The sequence below is a fragment of the Geodermatophilus sp. SYSU D00867 genome, from assembly GCF_054050315.1.
Genome location: NZ_JBJGZC010000018.1, coordinates 69037 through 87198, shown reverse-complemented (window position 1 = coordinate 87198; position 18162 = coordinate 69037). Strand labels below are relative to the sequence as shown.

The 18162-nt window shown below is 77.7% G+C and carries 22 protein-coding genes; 11 read left to right on the top strand and 11 right to left on the bottom strand.

What is annotated here, in order from left to right:
• The first annotated feature begins 65 nt into the window (after positions 1-65).
• Positions 66-2414 carry a diguanylate cyclase domain-containing protein gene (locus ACI8AK_RS17490; RefSeq protein WP_456957285.1) on the top strand — a complete coding sequence of 783 codons (2349 nt, stop codon included), beginning with the start codon at positions 66-68 and terminating at the stop codon, positions 2412-2414.
• Between the two features lie 50 nt (positions 2415-2464).
• On the opposite strand, the gene ACI8AK_RS17485 is transcribed toward ACI8AK_RS17490, so the two are convergent.
• From ACI8AK_RS17485 to ACI8AK_RS17455, 7 genes are all read right to left on the bottom strand, one after another.
• The gene (locus ACI8AK_RS17485; protein WP_387987052.1) at positions 2465-3124 is read right to left on the bottom strand and encodes a TetR/AcrR family transcriptional regulator; all 660 of its coding nucleotides are present in this window, start codon (positions 3122-3124) and stop codon (positions 2465-2467) included.
• A gap of 124 nt (positions 3125-3248) precedes the next feature.
• Positions 3249-3824, bottom strand: a complete 576-nt coding sequence (locus ACI8AK_RS17480) for a DinB family protein (protein WP_456903603.1) — start codon at positions 3822-3824, stop codon at positions 3249-3251.
• 12 nt (positions 3825-3836) lie between these two features.
• A complete protein-coding gene (locus ACI8AK_RS17475) occupies positions 3837-4628 on the bottom strand; it encodes a TrmH family RNA methyltransferase (protein WP_456903602.1) in 792 nt (263 codons plus the stop codon).
• A gap of 154 nt (positions 4629-4782) precedes the next feature.
• Complete coding sequence (gene rplT / locus ACI8AK_RS17470) at positions 4783-5169, bottom strand: 50S ribosomal protein L20 (RefSeq protein WP_075015337.1); 387 nt, start codon at positions 5167-5169, stop codon at positions 4783-4785.
• A 35-nt stretch (positions 5170-5204) separates the two neighbouring features.
• Positions 5205-5399, bottom strand: coding sequence for a 50S ribosomal protein L35 (gene rpmI / locus ACI8AK_RS17465; RefSeq protein WP_387987043.1), 195 nt, complete (start codon positions 5397-5399; stop codon positions 5205-5207).
• Positions 5400-5547: 148 nt separating this feature from the next.
• Entirely contained in the window at positions 5548-6078 is a 531-nt protein-coding gene (infC, locus tag ACI8AK_RS17460) for a translation initiation factor IF-3 (protein ID WP_387987040.1), read from the bottom strand.
• A 390-nt stretch (positions 6079-6468) separates the two neighbouring features.
• Positions 6469-6960: a PH domain-containing protein gene (locus ACI8AK_RS17455; protein ID WP_387987038.1), complete on the bottom strand. Its 492-nt coding sequence runs from the start codon at positions 6958-6960 to the stop codon at positions 6469-6471.
• 54 nt (positions 6961-7014) lie between these two features.
• Between ACI8AK_RS17455 and ACI8AK_RS17450 the strand changes: the two genes are divergently transcribed.
• The 4 genes from ACI8AK_RS17450 to ACI8AK_RS17435 all read left to right on the top strand — a co-directional run bounded on the left by ACI8AK_RS17450 (position 7015) and on the right by ACI8AK_RS17435 (position 11561).
• Entirely contained in the window at positions 7015-8079 is a 1065-nt protein-coding gene (locus ACI8AK_RS17450; RefSeq protein WP_387987035.1) for an MBL fold metallo-hydrolase, read from the top strand.
• Positions 8080-8095: 16 nt separating this feature from the next.
• The gene (locus tag ACI8AK_RS17445) at positions 8096-8890 is read left to right on the top strand and encodes a GAF and ANTAR domain-containing protein (RefSeq protein ID WP_456957283.1); all 795 of its coding nucleotides are present in this window, start codon (positions 8096-8098) and stop codon (positions 8888-8890) included.
• The gene (locus tag ACI8AK_RS17440) at positions 8890-10338 is read left to right on the top strand and encodes a PP2C family protein-serine/threonine phosphatase (protein WP_387987030.1); all 1449 of its coding nucleotides are present in this window, start codon (positions 8890-8892) and stop codon (positions 10336-10338) included. The genes ACI8AK_RS17445 and ACI8AK_RS17440 overlap by 1 nt, the downstream gene beginning before the upstream one ends.
• 77 nt (positions 10339-10415) lie before the next feature.
• Positions 10416-11561, top strand: coding sequence for a uroporphyrinogen-III synthase (locus ACI8AK_RS17435; RefSeq protein ID WP_456957281.1), 1146 nt, complete (start codon positions 10416-10418; stop codon positions 11559-11561).
• 54 nt (positions 11562-11615) lie between these two features.
• Here ACI8AK_RS17435 and ACI8AK_RS17430 read toward each other — a convergent pair whose 3' ends face one another.
• From ACI8AK_RS17430 to ACI8AK_RS17420, 3 genes are all read right to left on the bottom strand, one after another.
• Positions 11616-11765: a hypothetical protein gene (locus ACI8AK_RS17430; RefSeq protein ID WP_456957279.1), complete on the bottom strand. Its 150-nt coding sequence runs from the start codon at positions 11763-11765 to the stop codon at positions 11616-11618.
• A 94-nt stretch (positions 11766-11859) separates the two neighbouring features.
• On the bottom strand, positions 11860-12021 hold the full coding sequence (locus tag ACI8AK_RS17425) for a hypothetical protein (protein WP_456957277.1): 162 nt from the start codon (positions 12019-12021) through the stop codon (positions 11860-11862).
• 101 nt (positions 12022-12122) lie between these two features.
• Complete coding sequence (locus ACI8AK_RS17420; RefSeq protein ID WP_456957276.1) at positions 12123-12629, bottom strand: hypothetical protein; 507 nt, start codon at positions 12627-12629, stop codon at positions 12123-12125.
• 75 nt (positions 12630-12704) lie between these two features.
• On the opposite strand from ACI8AK_RS17420, the gene ACI8AK_RS17415 reads away from it, so the two are divergent.
• The 5 genes from ACI8AK_RS17415 to arr all read left to right on the top strand — a co-directional run bounded on the left by ACI8AK_RS17415 (position 12705) and on the right by arr (position 16622).
• Positions 12705-13496 (top strand): hypothetical protein, encoded by a 792-nt coding sequence (locus ACI8AK_RS17415; RefSeq protein ID WP_456957274.1) that lies wholly within the window; start codon positions 12705-12707, stop codon positions 13494-13496.
• Positions 13497-13569: 73 nt separating this feature from the next.
• Positions 13570-14106 carry a SigE family RNA polymerase sigma factor gene (locus tag ACI8AK_RS17410; RefSeq protein WP_387987021.1) on the top strand — a complete coding sequence of 179 codons (537 nt, stop codon included), beginning with the start codon at positions 13570-13572 and terminating at the stop codon, positions 14104-14106.
• The gene (locus tag ACI8AK_RS17405) at positions 14106-15518 is read left to right on the top strand and encodes a hypothetical protein (RefSeq protein ID WP_456957272.1); all 1413 of its coding nucleotides are present in this window, start codon (positions 14106-14108) and stop codon (positions 15516-15518) included. Before ACI8AK_RS17410 ends, ACI8AK_RS17405 begins: the two co-directional genes overlap by 1 nt.
• Positions 15515-15937, top strand: a complete 423-nt coding sequence (locus ACI8AK_RS17400; protein ID WP_387987018.1) for a hypothetical protein — start codon at positions 15515-15517, stop codon at positions 15935-15937. Before ACI8AK_RS17405 ends, ACI8AK_RS17400 begins: the two co-directional genes overlap by 4 nt.
• Positions 15938-16151: 214 nt before the next feature.
• Positions 16152-16622, top strand: a complete 471-nt coding sequence (gene arr / locus ACI8AK_RS17395; protein ID WP_456957270.1) for an NAD(+)--rifampin ADP-ribosyltransferase — start codon at positions 16152-16154, stop codon at positions 16620-16622.
• Here the strand turns inward: arr and ACI8AK_RS17390 are convergent.
• Positions 16609-17049, bottom strand: a complete 441-nt coding sequence (locus ACI8AK_RS17390; protein ID WP_456957269.1) for a molybdopterin-dependent oxidoreductase — start codon at positions 17047-17049, stop codon at positions 16609-16611. The two genes, arr and ACI8AK_RS17390, sit on opposite strands and share 14 nt — an antisense overlap.
• A 228-nt stretch (positions 17050-17277) precedes the next feature.
• On the opposite strand from ACI8AK_RS17390, the gene ACI8AK_RS17385 reads away from it, so the two are divergent.
• Entirely contained in the window at positions 17278-18066 is a 789-nt protein-coding gene (locus ACI8AK_RS17385; protein WP_456957267.1) for a TetR/AcrR family transcriptional regulator C-terminal domain-containing protein, read from the top strand.
• The last annotated feature ends 96 nt before the right edge of the window (positions 18067-18162 follow it).

Sequence of the window (18162 nt, the reverse complement as noted above, 5' to 3'; positions counted from 1 at the left end):
CCTCCCGGGGGAGCCGGGCGGACCGACGGGTGTCGCCCCGGGGGTCCGCTGCCGACAACCGGGACGTGACCCGCCCCCACGAGGCACCGGCGCCCTCCGGATCCGACCCCGTCCTCGCCGACACCCTGCGCGGCGTGCGCAGCGTCTTCCAGCCCATCGTCGAGATCGACACCGGGCGGGTCGTCGCCTACGAGGCCCTCGCGCGCGGCCCGGTCGGCCCGCTGGAGCGGCCCGACGCGCTGTTCGCCGCGGCCCGCGGCGCCGGCCGGCTCGCGGAGCTGGACGAGGCCTGCCGCGCGGCCGCCTTCCGCGGCGCCGTCGACGGCGGGCTCGTGGCGCCGCTGACCGTCTTCGTCAACGTCGAGCCCGAGGTGCTCGACACCGCACCGCTGGCCGACCTCGTCGCCATCGCCGAGGGCGCGCCCGGCGACCTGCGGGTGGTCATGGAGATCACCGAGCGGGCGATCGCGGCCCGGCCGGCCGAGCTGCTGCGCACCGTCGAGCGGGTCCGGGAACTGGGCTGGGCCATCGCCGTCGACGACGTCGGCGCCGAGTCGATGTCGCTGGCGTTCCTGCCGCTGCTGTGCCCCGACGTCGTCAAGCTCGACCTGCGCCTGGTGCAGGAGCGCCCGGGCCCGGCGATCGCCGAGATCGTGAACGCGGTCAACGCCTACGCCGAGCGCAGCGGCGCCGTGGTGCTCGCCGAGGGCATCGAGACCGCCGGGCACCTAGCCTACGCCCGCGGGCTGGGCGCCACCCTCGGCCAGGGCTGGCACCTCGGCCGCCCCGGCCCGGGCGCCGCCCCGGGGTTGCCGGTCGGCGAGCTGGTGCTGCCCGGCGCCGGCCGGCCCACCGGCGCGGTCGGCGCGGTCTCCCCCTTCGCCTGCCTGCCCGACGACGTCCCGCTGCGCCGCGCGCCCAAGGCCCTGCTCATCGAGCTGTCCAAGCAGCTGGAGCGGGAGGCCATGCGCCTGGGCGAGACCTGCGTGGTGGCCGCCACCTTCCAGGAGGCGCGCCACTTCACCGTCGCCACCACCCAGCGCTACCGCGACCTGGCCGAGCGGACCGGCTTCGTCTGCGCGCTGGGCGAGGACCTGCCGGTGGAGCCGCTGCCGGGCGTGCGCGGCGCGCACCTCGCCGACGACGACCCGGTGCGCGGCGAGTGGGACGTCGCCGTCCTGTCCCCGCACTTCAGCGCCGCGCTGCTGGCCCGCGACCTCGGCGACGACGGGCCCGACCTGGAGCGCACGTTCGAGTACGCGCTGACCTACGAGCGCACGACGGTGTCCCGCGCGGCGTCGTCGCTGCTGTCCCGGGTGGCCCCGCGCGCCGGCGGCACCGTCCCCGCGGCGGCCGTCGCGCCCCGGCCGGCGGTGGTGGCGAGCCCGGCGGCCGCCGGCCTGGCGGTGGGCACCACGCAGGCGGAGGCGCTGCTGCGGCGGGCGCTGGAGGCCACGCCGAGCGGGGTGACCGTCGTCGACGTGCGGCTGCCCGACCAGCCGATCGTCTACGCCAACGAGGCCTTCCGGCAGCTGGCCGGCCTGTCCTCGGACGAGATCCTCGGCCGCAACTGCCGGCTGCTGCAGCACCCCGACACCGACCCGGGCGCGGTCGCCCGCGTCCGCGCGGCGGTCGACGCCGGGCAGCCGTGCCGGGAGGCGCTGCTCAACGTCCGCGGCCCCGGGCGGACGCCGTGGTGGAACGAGCTGCACCTCGCGCCGGTGCACGACGCCGACGGCACCGTCGTCCAGTACATCGGCGTGCAGGTGGACGTCACCGCGCGCGTGGAGGCGGAACGGGCCCTGGTCCGCGAGCGCGACCGGACGTCGGCCGCGCTGGCCCGCATCCAGGAGCTGGCCTACACCGACCCGCTGACCGGGCTGCCCAACCGGCGCCGGCTGGAGGAGCAGGTGGAGGCCGCGATCTGGGAGGCCCGCGCCCGCGGCGACGCGCTCGGCCTGCTGTTCGTCGACCTCGACGGGTTCAAGGCGGTCAACGACCGGCTCGGCCACGCCGCCGGCGACGAGCTGCTGCAGGTGGTCGCCCGCCGGCTGCGCGAGCGCGTCCGCCGCCGTGACCTGCTGGCCCGCCTCGGCGGCGACGAGTTCCTCATCGCGCTGCCGGACCTGCGGCCGGAGACGGCGCCGGAGGAGGCGCGGCGGGTCGCCGACGAGCTCACCGCCTCGATCCGCCGGCCGGTGCCGCTGCACGGCACCGAGGTGCACGTGGACGCGAGCATCGGGGTCAGCGTCTGCCCCGCCGACGGCGTCGCGTTCGCCGACCTGCTGCACCGCGCCGACCTGCGCATGTACGACCGCAAGGCGGTCACCCGCGGCGCCGCCACCCGGGCCGCCACCGCGCGGGCCGCCGCGGGCGCCGCGCCGGTGCCGCGGCGGGAGCCGGCCCTGCCGTAGGGATGCGCCCCGGAGGTCCGCCCGCGCACGGTGACGTCGCGGGCGTTCCCTCAGGCGGGCGGCAGCAGGCCGACCAGTCCCCCGGCGGCCAGCGCGGTCAGCTGCTCGACCAGCTCGGCGGCGGGCACCTCGCGGGTGCCCGACCACCAGTGCGCGGCCAGCTGCACCATGCCGACGACGCCGTAGGCCCACGTCGTCACGGCACCGGTGGGCCGGCCCGCGGCGGCCAGCCGCTCGCCGAGCAGCGCCGCCAGCGCGCCGGCGACCTCCCGCTCGGTGGCGGCCACGAGGTCCGGGCGCCCGGCGCGGCCGGCCGAGGCGTAGGCGAAGCGGTAGAGCTCCGGCTCGTCCTCGACCAGCAGCACGAACGCGGCGATGACCGCGCGCAGCCGCTCGACGTCGTCGCGGCGCTCGGCGGCCAGCTCCCCCAGCAGCCGCGGCAGCAGGACCGCCGAGGAGATGCGCTCGAGGACGGCGTCGACCAGCTCGTCCTTGTCGGTGAAGTAGCGGTAGATGACCGTCTTGGACACCCCGGCGGCGCGGGCGACGTCGTCGACGGCGAACCCCGGGCCGGCCGCGCGGACCGCCTCGACGGCGGCGGCGACGAGCTCCTCGCGGCGGGCGCGGCGGTGCTCGGTCCAGCGGGCGCGCCGCCCGTCCGCGGCCGGCCGCGGGTCGCCGTCGAGCCGCTGCCTGGGTCCCACGGTCACGGCCGCCCTCCCCCACGGAGACACCCGCCGACCCGAGGAGGCCGGCAGACCTGCACCCTGCCGTCCGCGCCCCGTGGCGGGAAGGCGTCGGCACCCGTCCGGCTCCCGCCGCGGCGCGCCGCCCTCACCGGAACGTCGCCGCGGCCTCCTCGACCACCGCGACGTAGGCGGCCCGGTCGGCGTCGCCGTCGCGGGTGAGGTTGTCGTCGTCCCGCCGCAGGCCGGCCGCGCCGTCGAGGCCCTCACGTAGCACGTCGGCGTGCCCGGCGTGGCGGGCCACCTCGGCCAGCACGTGCACCAGCAGCGTGTGCAGCGTGGGGTGCCGCCGCTCCTCGGGCCACCACGGCACCTCGCCGGTGGCGTCGAGCGGCAGTGCGGCGACCGAGGCGTCGGCGTGCGCGGTGGCGCGGGCGTACAGCGCCAGGACGTCCTCGCGGGACTCGTCGGCGCGCACCCACAGGTCGTCGTCCCCGGCGTCGGGGTCGTCCCAGACCATCGGCTCCGGGAACGGCCGGCCCACGACGTTGCCGAGGTAGCCGGCCTCCACGCAGGCCAGGTGCTTGACCAGGCCGAGCAGGTTGGTGCCGGTGGCCGTCAGCGGCCGGCGGACGTCGTACTCGGACAGCCCCTCGAGCTTCCACAGCAGCGCCTCGCGGGCGGTGCTGAGGTAGCGCAGCAGCACGGCCTTCGCGTCGTCCACGCGGGCAGCCTCTCAGCCCTGGGCGAGCTGCGTCGCGTAGAGGCAGATCGCCGCGGCGGCGGCCAGGTTGAGGCTCTCGGCGCGGCCGCGCATCGGGATCCGCACCCGGGCGTCGGCGGCTGCGGCCAGCTCCGGCGGCACCCCGCGCGCCTCGTTGCCGAACAGCCACAGCACCGGCCCGGCGAGGGCGTCCCCCAGCTCGTCGAGCGCGGCCTCGCCCCCGCCGTCGGCGGCCAGCACGGTGACCCCGCGCGCCTGCAGGCCGGCGACCAGCGGCTCCAGCGGCGCACCCCGGACGACGTCGACGTGGAACAGGCTGCCGGCGCTGGAGCGGACCGCCTTGCCGCCGTAGGGGTCGGCGGACCCGGCGCCGAAGACCACCGCGCCGGCGCCGCAGGCGTCGGCGGTGCGCAGCACGGTGCCGGCGTTGCCGGGGTCGGCCAGTCCGGCCAGGCCGACGGCAAGCGAGGGCGGGTCGGCGGTCAGCCGGTCGGCGGGCAGGTCGCGCAGCGCGCAGACGGCGACCAGGCCCTGCGGCGTCACGGTCTCGGACAGGCCCGCGGCGGCCCTCTCGGTGACCAGCCGGACGGGGACGGTGGTGCCGGCGAGCAGGTCGCGGTGCGCGGCGGCCGCGGCCTCGGTGGCGAACACCTCGCGGACGTCGTCCGGTGCGGTGGCCAGCGCCTCGGAGACCGCCTGGCGGCCCTCGGCGAGGAAGGCGCCCGCGGCGTCGCGGCCGGCGCGCCGGGTCAGCTTGCGCGCGGCGGCGACCCGGCCCGACCGCTCGGTCAGCAGCTCGCTCACGTCGTCTCCCCTCGTCGGGATCGGCGGTCCCGTGGCCATCGGGCGCTCATCGCCACGAGACCGCCGGTCCCGCGCGCACACGGGCCCCACACGCACCGACGCCGCCGGCGCCGGCCCAGGTGGGCCGGTCACCGACGGCGTCGGGAGGGAGTGCCTACGCGGCCTGCTCGCCGCCGGCCGGGGCCGCCGCGACGGCGGCCCGGGCGGTCTCCACCAGGGCGGCGAAGGCGGCCGGCTCGTTGACCGCGAGCTCGGCGAGCACGCGGCGGTCGAGCTCGATGCCGGCCAGCTTCAGGCCCTGCATGAACCGGTTGTAGGTCATGTCGTTCTGCCGCGCCGCGGCGTTGATGCGGGTGATCCACAGCTTGCGGAAGTCACCCTTGCGCGCCTTGCGGTCGCGGTAGTTGTAGGTGGCCGAGTGGAGGATCTGCTCCTTGGCCTTGCGGTACAGGCGCGAACGCTGACCGCGGTACCCGCTGGCGGCCTCGAGGGTCGTCCGGCGCTTCTTCTGGGCGTTGACCGCCCGCTTCACGCGTGCCACGTGAGAACTCCTTGCTGGTTACGGGAGGCGGGGGCTCAGATGCCCAGCAGCTTCTTGATGGTCTTGCTGTCGGCCGGGGACATGACCTGGTCCTTCTCCAGCCGGCGCTTGCGCCGCGAGCTCTTGTGCTCGAACTTGTGCTGGTTGTTGGCCTGCTCCCGCATGATCTTGCCGGTGCCCGTGACGCGCACCCGCTTCGCGGTGCCCTTGTGGGTCTTCTGCTTCGGCATGTCCTCGTCGTCCTGTTCGTGGGTGTCGGCGCCGCCCGGCAGCACGAGGCTGCCGAGACGACGCCGGCCGTCTCGGTGGTGCGTGGTCGGCCCTCCTGCAGGGGCCCGCCGCGAGCGTGCGAGCGGTGGGGGGCAGGAGGGTCCTTCCTCAGGCCGTCGGGGTCTGCCCCTCGGCGGCCCGGTCGGCCTTGGCCTGACGGCGGGCGCCGTCGGTCGCGGCCTGGTTCCGGTGCGGGGCGATCACCATGACCATGTTCCGGCCGTCCTGCTTCGGGTTGGACTCGACGACGCCCAGCTCGGAGACGTCGCCGGCCAGCCGCTGCAGCAGGCGGTAACCCATCTCGGGCCGCGACTGCTCGCGCCCGCGGAACATCACGGTGATCTTGACCTTGTCGCCCGCCTTGAGGAAGCGCTCGACGTGGCCCTTCTTGGTCTCGTAGTCGTGCGGGTCGATCTTCAGGCGCAGCCGCATCTCCTTGATGACGGTGAGCGCCTGGTTCCGCCGGGCCTCGCGGGCCTTCTGGGCGGACTCGTACTTGAACTTCCCGTAGTCCATCAGCTTGACGACCGGCGGCCGGGCCATCGGCGCGACCTCGACGAGGTCGAGCTCGGAGTCCTGCGCCAGGCGCAGCGCCTCGCCGATCGGCACGATGCCGACCTGCTCGCCCTCCGGGCCCACCAGGCGGACCTCGGGGACGCGGATACGGTCGTTGATACGGGGCTCGGTGATGGCCTCTCCTCTGCTCTGTCACACGGGAGGAGGTCGCGCCCACCCGGGCACCGGAGACGGCGAGGGCCCCGTGAGCGGGTGCTCACAGGGCCCGTCTCGCCGGTGCGGCACCGGCCCGTCGCCGGGCCGGGCACGTCGCGGAGGACCGGCCGGGGCAGGCCGGACTCCCGCGAACCGGGGACCTGGGCACCTCGACGGCGCCAGGTGGGAGCGGGCTCCTCTTGGTCAGCGGCCCGGGGCGGGGCCGCTGGAGTGGTTCACGCGCCTCGTGTAGCGGGGAGGCACGCTCATGCTACAGCGTCGCGGACGCTGCAGGTATTCCGGGAGCCGGGACGCCGCTCACTCGTGCAGCAGCGGGCCGTGCGCCGGCGCGGGACGGGCGGCGACGTCGGCGGCCAGCAGCGCCCGCAGCCCCTCGACGGCGGTGGCCGCGCGCTCGCCGTCGACCGCCTGCAGCGCCGTCATCGCCATCGCGTCGCCGTTGGCGAGCTCCAGCGTGGCCACCCACGCCCGGCGGTCGAACCGGACGCCGCGCACCGCCGCCCAGGGCAGCGTCCGCTGCCCGAGCAGGTTCCGCACCCGGATGCCCGAGGCGTCGGCGTCGACCCGCGGCCGGCCCAGCAGCAGGATCCCCGCGCCGACGAACAGGCCGATCCCGGCGATGGCCACGCGGTCGGCGGCGTCGAAGGGGTTGAGCTCGTCCGAGGGGTGGGTGACGAGCGCGGTGACGACCATGACGACGACGACCGTGACGGCGAGCAGCGTGCAGACCACCCGCATGAGGAGGGGGACGGCGGAGATCCGGGCGGGGGTGGTGGGCGGCGTCGGCACGCCCCCATGGTCCCAGCCCGGCGCGCGCCGCCGGGGCTGGCAGAGTGCCGGGGCGTGGACGCGAGCGGCGTGGAGGTGACCGGCCGGGCGCAGCGCGCCGCGTGGCGCGAGCGGTCGGTGCCCGCCGTCGAGCGGGTGCGGCCGGGCCTGTGGTCGGTGCCGGTGCCGATGGGCGGCCCGCTGCGGTGGGTCAACGCCCACGTGCTCGAGCTGGCCGGCGGCGGGCTGGGCCTGGTCGACACCGGCTGGGACGCCGACGACAGCTGGGCGGCGCTGTGCGCCGGGCTGGCCGGGATCGGCGCCGGCGTCCGCGACGTCCGCGGCGTGCTGGTCACCCACATGCACATGGACCACGTCGGCCTGGCGGGCCGGGTGCGGGAGGCCTCGGGTGCGTGGGTGGCGATGCACCCGGCCGACGCCCGCGACCTGACCGCCTTCACCGCCCGCTCGCCCGAGGAGTCCACCGAGGTGGAGGTCGCCTTCCTCGTCGGGCTGGGCGCCCCCGAGCCGGACGCCCGCGCGGACGCCGGGACGCCGGAGGAGCGCGCGCGGTGGCGGCGGCTGGCGCTGCCCGACCGGCTGCTCGAGGACGGCGACCGCGCGGACCTGCCCGGCTGGTCGCTGCGCGCCGTCCACACGCCCGGCCACACCGCCGGGCACCTGTGCTTCGCCGACGAGGCCACCGGCCTGTTCTTCGCCGGCGACCACGTCCTGCCCCGCATCAGCCCGAACGTCTCGACGCACGCCGGCGGCGCCGCCGACCCGCTGCGCGACTACCTGTCCTCGCTGGAGCGGGTCGCCGGGGAGGAGGCCGGCGAGGTGCTGCCCGGCCACGAGTGGCGCTTCCGCGGCCTGGCCGGCCGGGCCCGCGAGCTGCGGGCGCACCACGAGCGCCGGCTGGCCGAGCTGCTGGCCGCGGTCCGGGCGCACCCGGGGAGCACCCCGTGGGACCTGGCCGCACACCTGACGTGGTCGCGGCCGTGGTCGCAGTACGAGCGGCGGATGCGGATCTTCGCCGTCACCGAGACCGACGCCCACCTGCGGCTGCTGGTCACCCGCGGCCTGGTCGTCGGCGACGGCGCGCGGGTGCCGCGCTACGCGGCGGCGCACCTGCGCTGATCCGGCACTAACCTGGGTGCCCACAGGTCGCGGCACCTCGAAGAAGCGGGTGGCCGCGGCCGGTCCCCGCGAGGTGCCCGTGTCCCAGGACGCCACCCGATCCCTCCCCCTGGCCGACGAGCTGTCGGTCGTCTCCGCGCGCGTGGCCGGGCTGCTGCTCTCCGAGGAGACCGTCGCCACCGCACTGGGCCTGGTCGGCTCCCTCGTGCTGCAGACCGTCCCGGCGGCGGCCGGCGCGGGCGTCTCGATCGTCGACCGCACCGGGCGGCGGTCGTCGGGCTCCACCGATCCGGTGGTCGAGCGCGCCGACGCGCTGCAGTACGAGCTCGACGAGGGGCCGTGCCTGGCCGCGGCCGCCGGGCGGGTGCTCGTGCGGGCCGACGACCTGCGCGCCGAGCCCCGCTGGCCGCACTGGGCCGCCGCGGCGGTCGAGCTCGGCCTGCTGTCCACCCTGAGCGTGCCGCTGGTGGCCGGGGACCGGACGCTGGGAGCCCTCAAGGTCTACGGCGCCGACCCCAGCGTCTTCACCGACCACGACGCGCAGGTGCTCACCCTGTCCGCGGCGCAGGCCGCCCTGCTGGTCACCCACGTCACGGCCCGGGAGCAGGCCCGCCGGGCCAGCGACGACCTGCGGAGGGCCGTGACGACGCGCGACGTCGTCAGCACCGCCAAGGGGGTGCTCATGGCCCGGCACGGCGTCGGCGAGGAGACCGCGCTGGCCATGCTGCTGTCCCGCTCAGGAGGGGACGCCGGCACGCTGCGGCAGGCGGCCCGGGCGGTGGTCGACTCGGCCGTCCGCCGGCTCCGCTGATGGTCGCCGCCGGCGTCCCCGACGAGGACCGGCGCACCGTGCTCGTGGCCGCGCTCCGGCACGCCGAGCTCACCCTCGAGCAGCTGTGGCTGCGGTACTTCGAGCTCGGCGGCAACGCCGACCTGTTCGACGTCGAGGCCCACCTGGACGGGCTGGCGCGGCTGTCCGACCTCGACGGCGACCTGCTGGCCGTCGCGGTCAACGAACGGCTCGACGAGCTGTCCGCGGCCCGCCGGGTGCCCTACTCCCGGCCGCTGCGCCCGCCCCGGCCCACCACCGGGCCGCTGGCGGCGCTGCTGCAGCTGCTCGAGGCCGCCCGCACCGCCCCGCCGGACCGGCTGCCGCAGCTGGCCGCGGGGGCCGGCCGGGTGCTCGGCGTCGACGTCACGGTGCACGTCGTCGACCACGAGCAGCGCCGGCTGGTGCAGCTGCCCGGCGAGGGCCGCAGATCCGGCGAGCCGGTCGCCGTCGACGGCACCCTGCCGGGGCGCGTCTTCCAGTCCGGGCAGCTGCTGCCGTCGGAGGCCGGGGGGCTGCCGCGCCTGTGGGTGCCGCTGCTCGACGGCGCCGACCGGGTCGGCGTCCTGGAGGTGCGGGTGGAGGCCGCCCGGGACCTGGAGGACCCCGGCCTGCGCGAGCAGTGCTGGTGGCTGGCCTCGATGGTCGCCCACCTGGTCACCTCGATGGGCGTCTACGGCGACGTGCTCGAGTGCACCCGGCGCACCCGGCCGCGGACGCCGTCGGCCGAGCTGGTCTGGCAGCAGCTCCCTCCGCTGACCGCCGCGACCGACGCCTTCGTCGTCGCGGGCCTGCTGGAACCCAGCGCCGCCGTCGGCGGGGACGCCTTCGACTACGCGCTCGCCGAGGACGCGGTGTGGCTGACCGTGCTCGACGCCATGGGGCACGGCCTCGGGGCGGGGCTGATGAGCGCCGCGACGCTCGCCACCGCCCGCAGCGCGCGGCGGGACGGGCGCGGCCTGCACGACCAGGTCCGCGCGGTGGACGAGGTGGTCGCCGCGACGTTCCCCGGCAGCGCCTTCGTCACCGGGGTGCTCGCCCAGCTCGACGTCGCCACGGGGCGGCTGCGCTACGTCCGCGCCGGGCACCCGCCGCCGCTGCTGCTGCGGCGCGGGCGGGTGGTCAAGGAGCTCAGCGCGGGCGGGCGGGTGCCCCTCGGGCTCGGCACGCCGGCGTTCGAGGTCGCCGAGGAGGTGCTCGAGCCCGGGGACTGGCTGGTGCTCTACACCGACGGCGTCACCGAGGCGCGCGACGCCGCGGGACGGTGGTTCGGCGAGCAGCGGCTGGTCGAGTTCCTCACCCGGGCGGTCGCGGCCGGGCACCCGCCGCCGGAGACCGTGCGCCGGCTGGTGCGCGCGGTCCTCGACCACCAGGGCGGCGTGCTGCAGGACGACGCCAGCATCCTCATCGCCTCCTGGACCACCCGCTGACCGGTCGCGCCCCCGCGGCCGGCCGGCCGAGCAGGGGCCGTCACACGACCGCGACGCCCACCGGCCACCATGGACCGGTGACCTCCTCCCCCGACGCCCCGGCGCTCGCGACCGGTCCGGAGCAGGCAGCCGGCCCCGCGCCGCTGGCCGGGTACACCGTGGCGGTCACCGCCGCGCGGCGGCGGGAGGAGCTCGGCACGCTGCTCGACCGCCGCGGCGCCCGGGTGGTGTACGCCCCGGCGATCCGGATCGTGCCGCTGGCCGACGACGCCGAGCTGGTCGCCGCCACCGAGGCGGTGCTCGCCGCGCCGGTGGACCTGGTGGTCGCGACGACGGGGGTGGGCTTCCGCGGGTGGCTGGAGGCGGCCGAGGCCTGGGACCTCCCGCTGGTCGGGCACCTGCGCGGCGCCCGGGTGCTCGCCCGCGGCCCCAAGGCGCGCGGCGCCATCCGCGGCGGCGGGCTGGTCGACGCGTGGTCGCCGGCGTCGGAGTCGTCGGCCGAGGTGCTCGAGCACCTGCTGTCCGGCGCGGAGGGCCCGCTGGAGGGGCGCCGGGTCGCCCTCCAGCTGCACGGCGACCCGCTGCCGGAGTTCGTCGACGCGCTGCGCGCGGCCGGCGCCGAGGTGCTGACCGTGCCGGTCTACCGGTGGGTGCTGCCCGAGGACGTCGCGCCGCTGCGCCGGCTGGTCGGCCAGGTCGTGGCCCGCGCGGTCGACGCGGTGACCTTCACCAGCGCGCCGGCCGCCGCCAGCCTGCTGTCGGTGGCCGCCGAGCTCGGCCGGCGGGACGAGCTGGTCGCCGCGCTGACCGGCGGGGTGCTGCCGGTGGCCGTCGGTCCGGTCACCGCCGGCCCGCTGACCGCCGCCGGGATCCCGACGCTGCAGCCCGAGCGCTCCCGGCTGGGCGCGCTGGCCCGCGAGGTCGTCGCCCGGCTGCCCGAGCGGGACCCGGTGCTGCGGGTCGGCGGCGCCGCGCTGCAGGTGCGCGGGCACGCCGCCGTCCTCGACGGCCGCCTGGTGGAGCTGCCGCCGGGGCCGATGGCGGTGCTGCGGGCGCTGGCCGCCCGTCCCGGCGCCGTCGTCGCCGAGGCCGACCTGGTGCCCGGGCTGCCCGGCGGCGGGGACGGGCACGCGGTGGAGATGGCGGTGACCCGGCTGCGCGCCGCGCTCGGGCCGGGCGTCGTCGAGACCGTCGTCGAGCGCGGCTACCGCCTGGCCGTCTGAGCCCCGTGCCCTCCCGCGGGGACGCCCCGGGGCGTCCCCGCGGAAGGGCACCGGTCACACGCCGGCCGGGCGGGCCGTCGGGGGCAGGTGGACCACCCGGGTGACGACCACGCAGGCGGCGTGGAAGCCGATGAAGACGAGGTAGGCGGCGTCGCCGCTGCCGGTGGTGCGGAACGACTGCCGGAACGCGAGGTCCACCAGCACCCCGCCGAGGGCGCCGACCGCGCCGGCGATGCCGACAGCGCGCCGGTCGTCCGCAGCGCCCGCCGGTCCGCGGCGGCCGGGTCGCCCCCGGCGGTCACCGCCCGCTGCGCCTGGTGCGGAAGACCGCCGGGATCATCTCGTAGGCCGACCCGTTGCCGATCCCGCTGAGCACGAACAGCAGCACGAACCCGACGACGAACAGCGGCAGCGACCCCACCCGGCTCGCCGTGAGGACCACCGCGGCGCCGGCGGCCATCGCGACGGAGGTCCAGAGGGTGGTCCGGGCACCGCCGAAGCGGTCGGCCAGCGACCCGCCGAGCGGCGGGACGAGGCTGCCGAGCAGCGGACCCAGCCAGGTCAGCGACGCCGTGGCCAGCGGGGTGGCGAAGTCCTCGCCGAACTGGTCTGCAGCACCTGGCCGAAAGCGAACCCGAAGCCGGTGAACGAGCCGGACGTGCCGGTGTGGAGGAGGGACATCACGTAGGTGTGCGGCTCGCGGGCCGCCTCGCGCAGGGCCCGCGGCTGGTTGCGCGCCGTCGTCAGGTCGTCCACGAGCGGGGCCGCGCCGACGGCGGCGACGACGATCAGCGGGACGTGGACGCAGAGCACGATCCGCGGGTGCTCCACCCCGGCGGTCGCCAGCACGAGCAGGCCGACGAGCTGCACCACCGGGACGCCGAGGTCGCCGCCGCCGGCGTTGAGGCCGAGCGCCCAGCCCTTGAGCCGGTCGGGGTGGAAGGCGTTGACGTTGGCCATCGCGCTGGCGAAGTTGCCGCCACCGACGCCGGCGAGGCAGGAGACGACCAGCGGCGTCGTGCAGGAGACGCCGGGCTCGAGGACGACGGCGGTGGCGATCGTGCTCACCGGCCCTGCCCCGCTGTGGTGAGGGTCCGGGCGCCGGGCCGACACGGGGCGGCCGGCTCGGCCATGATCGACGGCGTGGCGGAGTACACGGAGGCGGCACCGGGACGCGCGCTCGTGGAGTCCGGGGAACTGGTCGCCGGGACGATGGCGCGCACGGCCGCGGGGCTGGTGTTCGACGACGGCTCGGCGAAGGTGCGCCTGGACGGCGGGCTGGCCGCGTGGCTGCGGCGCACCGCGACCGCGGCCGACACCGACCCGGCCGCGCCGGTGTCCTCCCGCGCCCGCTGCCGCGCCGGCGCCGCGCTCGCCTTCGCCGCCGAGCTGTCGGTGACCCGCGCCGCCCAGGGCCGCACGGTGCGCACCGACGGGTTCCTCACCCCCGGTCCCGGCGACCGCGCGCCCGCCGACGAGGTGGCCGAGGCCGTGGTGCTCGCCGCGCGTGCCGTCACCGAGGAGTGGCGCGTGCGCCACCTCGGCTACCTGCTCGCCGAGGCCGCCGTCTCCCCCGACCTCGACGCCGCCGTGGTCTTCCGCGGGCTGCGGGTGGCCACGGAGCTCACCGGCCGGCAGTGGGTGCTGCTGGCCGCGGTCGGCCGGCGCGAGCGCACCCCGCTGCCGATGACGCCGGTGCCGCAGGACCCGCGCGGCTGGACGGCGTGGGGCGCGCTCGAGGACCTCACCGACCTGCAGCGCCGCGGGCTGCTCGACCCGCCGCCGGCGACCCCGCGCCCCGGCGGCGCGGCGCTCCCCCGGCTGCGCCCGGCCGACCTGCGGCTGACCCGCCGCGGCGTGCTCGTGCACCGGCTGCTGGCGCTGGACTTCGTGCGCGACGCGACGGTCGCCGCCGCCCTCGCCGAGCTGGCCTGACCTCCCCGGCGGATCGTGATCCGTCCGTGACCTGCCGGTGTGGGTGCGGCGGGCGCCCCGCGGCGTGGAAGGGGTGACGGCCGACCGCGGGAGGGCACGGGTGGAGCAGGGCTTCGAGGACGCGTCCTTCGAGGACTTCGTGTCCCGCGAGCAGGCCGGGCTGCTGCGCCTGGCCGTGCTCCTCGCCGGGGACCGCGGGCACGCCGAGGACCTGGTGCAGACCGCGCTGCTCAAGACCTACCGGCACTGGGACCGGGTCACCCGCGGCGGCGACCCGACCGCCTACGTCCGCCGGGTCGTCGTCACCACCCACACCAGCTGGCGGCGCCGGCTGGCGAGCACCGAGCAGGTGGTCGAGACGCTGCCCGACCGCGCCGACCCGGCGCGGCCGCGCGAGGACGACGAGGAGCTGCGCGCCGCGCTGCGCTCGCTGCCGCCGCGGATGCGCGCCGCCGTCGTCCTGCGCTACTACGCCGACCTCTCCGAGCAGCAGGCCGCCGAGGCGATGGGCTGCTCGGCCAGCGCGGTGAACACCCACACCACCCGGGGGCTGGCCCGCCTGCGCGCGCTGCTGGCGCGGCCGGTCCTCGTGAGCGGGGAGGACTCCTGATGGACGACCTGACCGACCGGCTGACCCGGCTCGCCGAGCGCACCGCTCCCCCGCCGCGGGAGGACCTCGCCGCCGCGGTGGTGACGCGGCACCGGCGCGACCGGCGCCGGCGCACGGGCATCGCCGCGGTCGCCGTCGCGGTGGCGGCCGTGGTGGTGGCGGTGCCGGTGGTGGTGCGCGGCGGGGACGACCCGGTCCCCACCGCCGGCGTGGCCGCGCCCGGGGAGGCCGCGGCCGACGTGCTGTCCGGACCCACCCGCGGCTCGCTGGCCGGGGACGCGGCGTTCGTCGAGGGCGTGCGTCGGCTGCCGTGGTCGAGCGCGGACGTCGGCGTGCCCGAGCCGGCCGTGGCCGACCGGCACGTCGTCTTCGCCGGGGACGTCGCCGGCGCGCGCTGGGCCCTGGTGGCCGCCCGCACCGGGGCGCAGCCGCCGCCGCTCGTGCCCGACCCCGAGCTGGAGACCGACCTCGGCGCGCGCGGCGGGACCGTCGTCGCCTGGTTCACCGGCCCGGCCGGCGCGAGGGCGGAGCAGATGACGGTGCAGGACGTGCCGCACGCCGTCGACCCCTCCCTGCCGCTGGCCTACGCCGACACGGGGATCGACGCGGTGGTGGTCGTGGCCGCGCCGGGTGACGTGGTCAGCGTGTCCGAGCGGCCGGAGGTCGCCGCCGACGGCACCGTCTCGCGCACCTGGACGGAGGTGGCGGCCCCCGACGGCGTCGCGGTGCTCGACCGCGGACCGTCGTCGCTCCCCTCCGACGCCGCCTTCCGCTACCGCGTCGAGCGCGACGGGTCCGTGCTGGCCACCGGCATGCCGGACACCCGCTGGGGCGGGGCCCCGCCGGGCGACCTCGACGTCACCTGGGCGCGCGAGCAGCCGCCGGCGGCGCCCGGCGACGAGATGCGCACGGGCGAGATGGAGTCCCTCCTCGCGCGCACCGGGCTGACCGCGGACGCCGTCGCCTTCACCGTGCTGTGGGCCGGCGACGTGCCCGCGCCCACCGTCGGCACCGCCCGGGTCGCCGTCTTCTCCGCCACCCTCCCCTCGGGCGCGGTGTACGTGGGGACGACGGCCGCGGTGGCCGTCGACCGCAGCGGCAGCGCCGGCTGGAGCTGCGGGTCGGAGCTACGGGCCGCCGGCGAGGGCGACCGGGCGGTGGCCGCGGTGTGCGAGGTGACCGACGCCAGTGCGGACCCGCCCGTGCTGCCGACCCTGGTCGTGGTGGCCCCGCCGGGGGCGACGACGGTGCGGCTGCTGGACGCGGCCGGCGGCGTGCTCGGCGAGACCGCGCTCGACGACGGCGTCGCGGTGGTCGCGGCCCCCGGGGACCTGGCGTCGGTGGAGACCCTCGACGCGGCGGGCGCGGTGCTCGAGCGCGCCGAGCCGCTCCTGGAGGCGACGCTCGAGTGAGGATCCCGGTGCTGCTGGCCGCCGTCCTGCTCGCCGGCTGCGCCGGAGCACCCGGCGGCTCCGGCGCGGTCGTCTGCCCGGCGATCGGGTGGGTCGACGCGGTGCGGGTGGAGCTCACCGGCGACTGGACCGGTCCGGCCCCGGCGTCGGTGCGGGTGGTCTGTGAGCCCTCGTGCGGGCAGGTCGTCCGCCTCGACCGGGACCCGGAGCCGCGGCGCGAGGTCACCGCGCCGCTGACCGGGACGACGGCCGGCGTACCGACGGGCACGGGGACACCGGACGCCGCGACCGTCACCGTGCTCGCGGCCGACGGCGGTGCGCTCGCCGAGGTCGACGCCGACCTGGACTGGGTGCGGGTCGGGGGCAGCGAGGAGTGCGGCGGGCCGATGGAGGCCACCGTCGTCGTCCCGGCGCCCTGAGCGCTCGGGTGCTCCCACGGGTGCGCGCTCCCGGGGCCCACGGCCACGTCGGTCGGCCCGGGGAGCGCACGCCCGACCGCGCGGGGCGCACGGGCCCGTGCACCGGGCGCGGGATGTGCACGTGGCGCGACCCGGGGCGCTCCGGCACCGCGCTCGGTGCACACGCCGCTGGTTGCAGACACCGGCGGGGGCCGTGAGTGGTCAGGCCGGGGGCATGATCGCCGGTGTGGAGGAGCCGGTCGGCACCCGCGTCCCCGTCACCCCCGGGAACCGCGGGGACGTCCCCGGGCCCTTCTTCCACAGGACGCGGGCGACGCTCGCCGTCGGCGACGAGCCGGTCCCCGGTCGCGGCTCGGACTCCCAGGCCGGCCGGGTGACGGACCACGTGTACTCCGCGGCGCTGGTCGACACCGCCGCCCGGGGAGCGGAGCCGGCGACGGCGCCGGCCGGGGACCGGCACCGGGGCCACGTCCACGTCGTGGAGCCGCTGGGGCCCTTCGAGGACGACCCGAACGTCACCGACGAGCGGTTCCCCGGCAACCCCGCGCGGTCCCACCGGACCCGCTCCCCGCTGCGCGTCGGCGAGGTGGAGGACTGGGAGGGGCACGCCCCGGAGGCGGTGGAGGGGATGCTCGCCTCCCTGGCGCGGCCGCGGGAGCAGGGGCTCGACGTCATCGAGGACTGAGCGGTGTGTGCACGCGGCGCGATCCGGAGGAGCCGGGGACCGCGCTGCGTGCACACCCTGCGCCTCGGACGTCCCCCGCACCTCGGACGTCGACGACGAGCAGCCCCTCGACCTCGCGGACCGGGTACACGCGCACCGGGGTCAGCGACCCGCCGCCGAAGCAGCCGACGGCGTCGCAGCCGTACCGGGCCCGGGTGCGCCCGATCGCGGCGACGACGCGGTCGAACGCCTCGTCCCAGCCGGCCTGGACCAGCGGGCTGGTGCGGTCGCCGGGCACCGCGCGGACCAGCGGGCGGGTCAGCCGCTCGGGGTGGTCGAGCAGCTCGGTGGCCGACCAGCCCTTGCTGCACAGCCCGCCCCGGTTGGTCGGGGAGTCGAGGGGTACGAGCGTCGCCGGACGGTCCCCGCGGTGACCGCCGTGCCGCACTGCAGCGAGCAGTAGGGACAGTGCGTCTCGGTGGTCCGCGTGCGAGGACCGGCCGGTGCGGCGGTGCCGGACGGGAGGGCTGCGGACACGGCCCCGAGCGTCGGGCGCGGCGGTCTCCCCGCGGCCACGACGACGTCGAGGCTGCGTTCCGGAGACCTCACGGGCGGGAACGGGGTCCGGTGCGGCGCCGGTGGTGTGCAGGCTCCGACGAGGAACCGGGAGGCGGACGTGGCGCGGACCGACGACACCGTCCCGGTGCACCGTCCCGACCCCGACTCACCGGAGGCCCGTGGCGGAGCCGCGGCCGTCCTCCCCGCCGGACCCCCCGGCACCGGGCGGGCCCCCCTCGACCGCCGCCGCATCCTGGGCGCGGCCGTCGAGTTCATCGACCGGAACGGTCTCGCCGCCCTCACGATGCGGCGGCTCGGCGCCTTCCTCGGGGTGGAGGCCATGGCGCTCTACCGGTACGTGCCCGGACGCGAGCAGCTGCTCGACGGCGTCGTCGAGACCGTCATCGACGAGCTGTACGGCGATCCCGACGTGCACATGCGCGCCGCCGGCGGGTGGCAGGACTTCCTGCAGCGGCTGGCCCACGGCGTCCGGCGGATCGCCCTCGCGCACCCCGAGGTCTTCCCCCTGGTGGCCACCCGGCCGCCGGAGGCCCCCTGGGTCCGCCCGCCGCTGCGCAGCCTGCGCTGGGTCGAGTCCTTCCTCACCGCGATGACCGACAGCGGCTTCGGCGCCGAGGCGGCGGTCGCCGCGTACCGGGCCTACTCGAGCTTCCTGCTCGGGCACCTGCTGCTCGAGGTGTCGCAGAAGGGCGTGCAGATCAGCCCCGAGGACGCGCCGGGGGGCGTCCCCGGCACCGGGACCGACCTCTCCCAGTACCCGCTCGTCACCGAACTGGAGGAGCTGCTGTCCCGGGACGAGTCGGCCGCCGAGTTCGAGGAGGCCCTCGAGAACCTGCTGGGCCGCCTGGAGTCCCTCCGGCGGGAGGGGCGCGTCCCCGGGGAGTGAGCCGGATGGGGTTTACGTCGTAAACGACGGGGCATCCCCAGGGTGGCCAGCTGACCCCCGGCACTCCGCCGCGTGAGGGAGCCGGCCGATCCCCCC

Excerpts from the sequence above, each read along its gene's own strand:
- rpmI (WP_387987043.1), bottom strand. The coding sequence starts at position 5,399 with ATGCCGAAGCAGAAGACCCACAAGGGCACCGCGAAGCGGGTGCGCGTC.
- ACI8AK_RS17440 (WP_387987030.1), top strand. The coding sequence starts at position 8,890 with ATGGTCGCCGCCGGCGTCCCCGACGAGGACCGGCGCACCGTGCTCGTG.
- ACI8AK_RS17425 (WP_456957277.1), bottom strand. The coding sequence starts at position 12,021 with ATGGCCGCCGGCGCCGCGGTGGTCCTCACGGCGAGCCGGGTGGGGTCG.
- ACI8AK_RS17405 (WP_456957272.1), top strand. The coding sequence starts at position 14,106 with ATGGACGACCTGACCGACCGGCTGACCCGGCTCGCCGAGCGCACCGCT.
- arr (WP_456957270.1), top strand. The coding sequence starts at position 16,152 with ATGATCGCCGGTGTGGAGGAGCCGGTCGGCACCCGCGTCCCCGTCACC.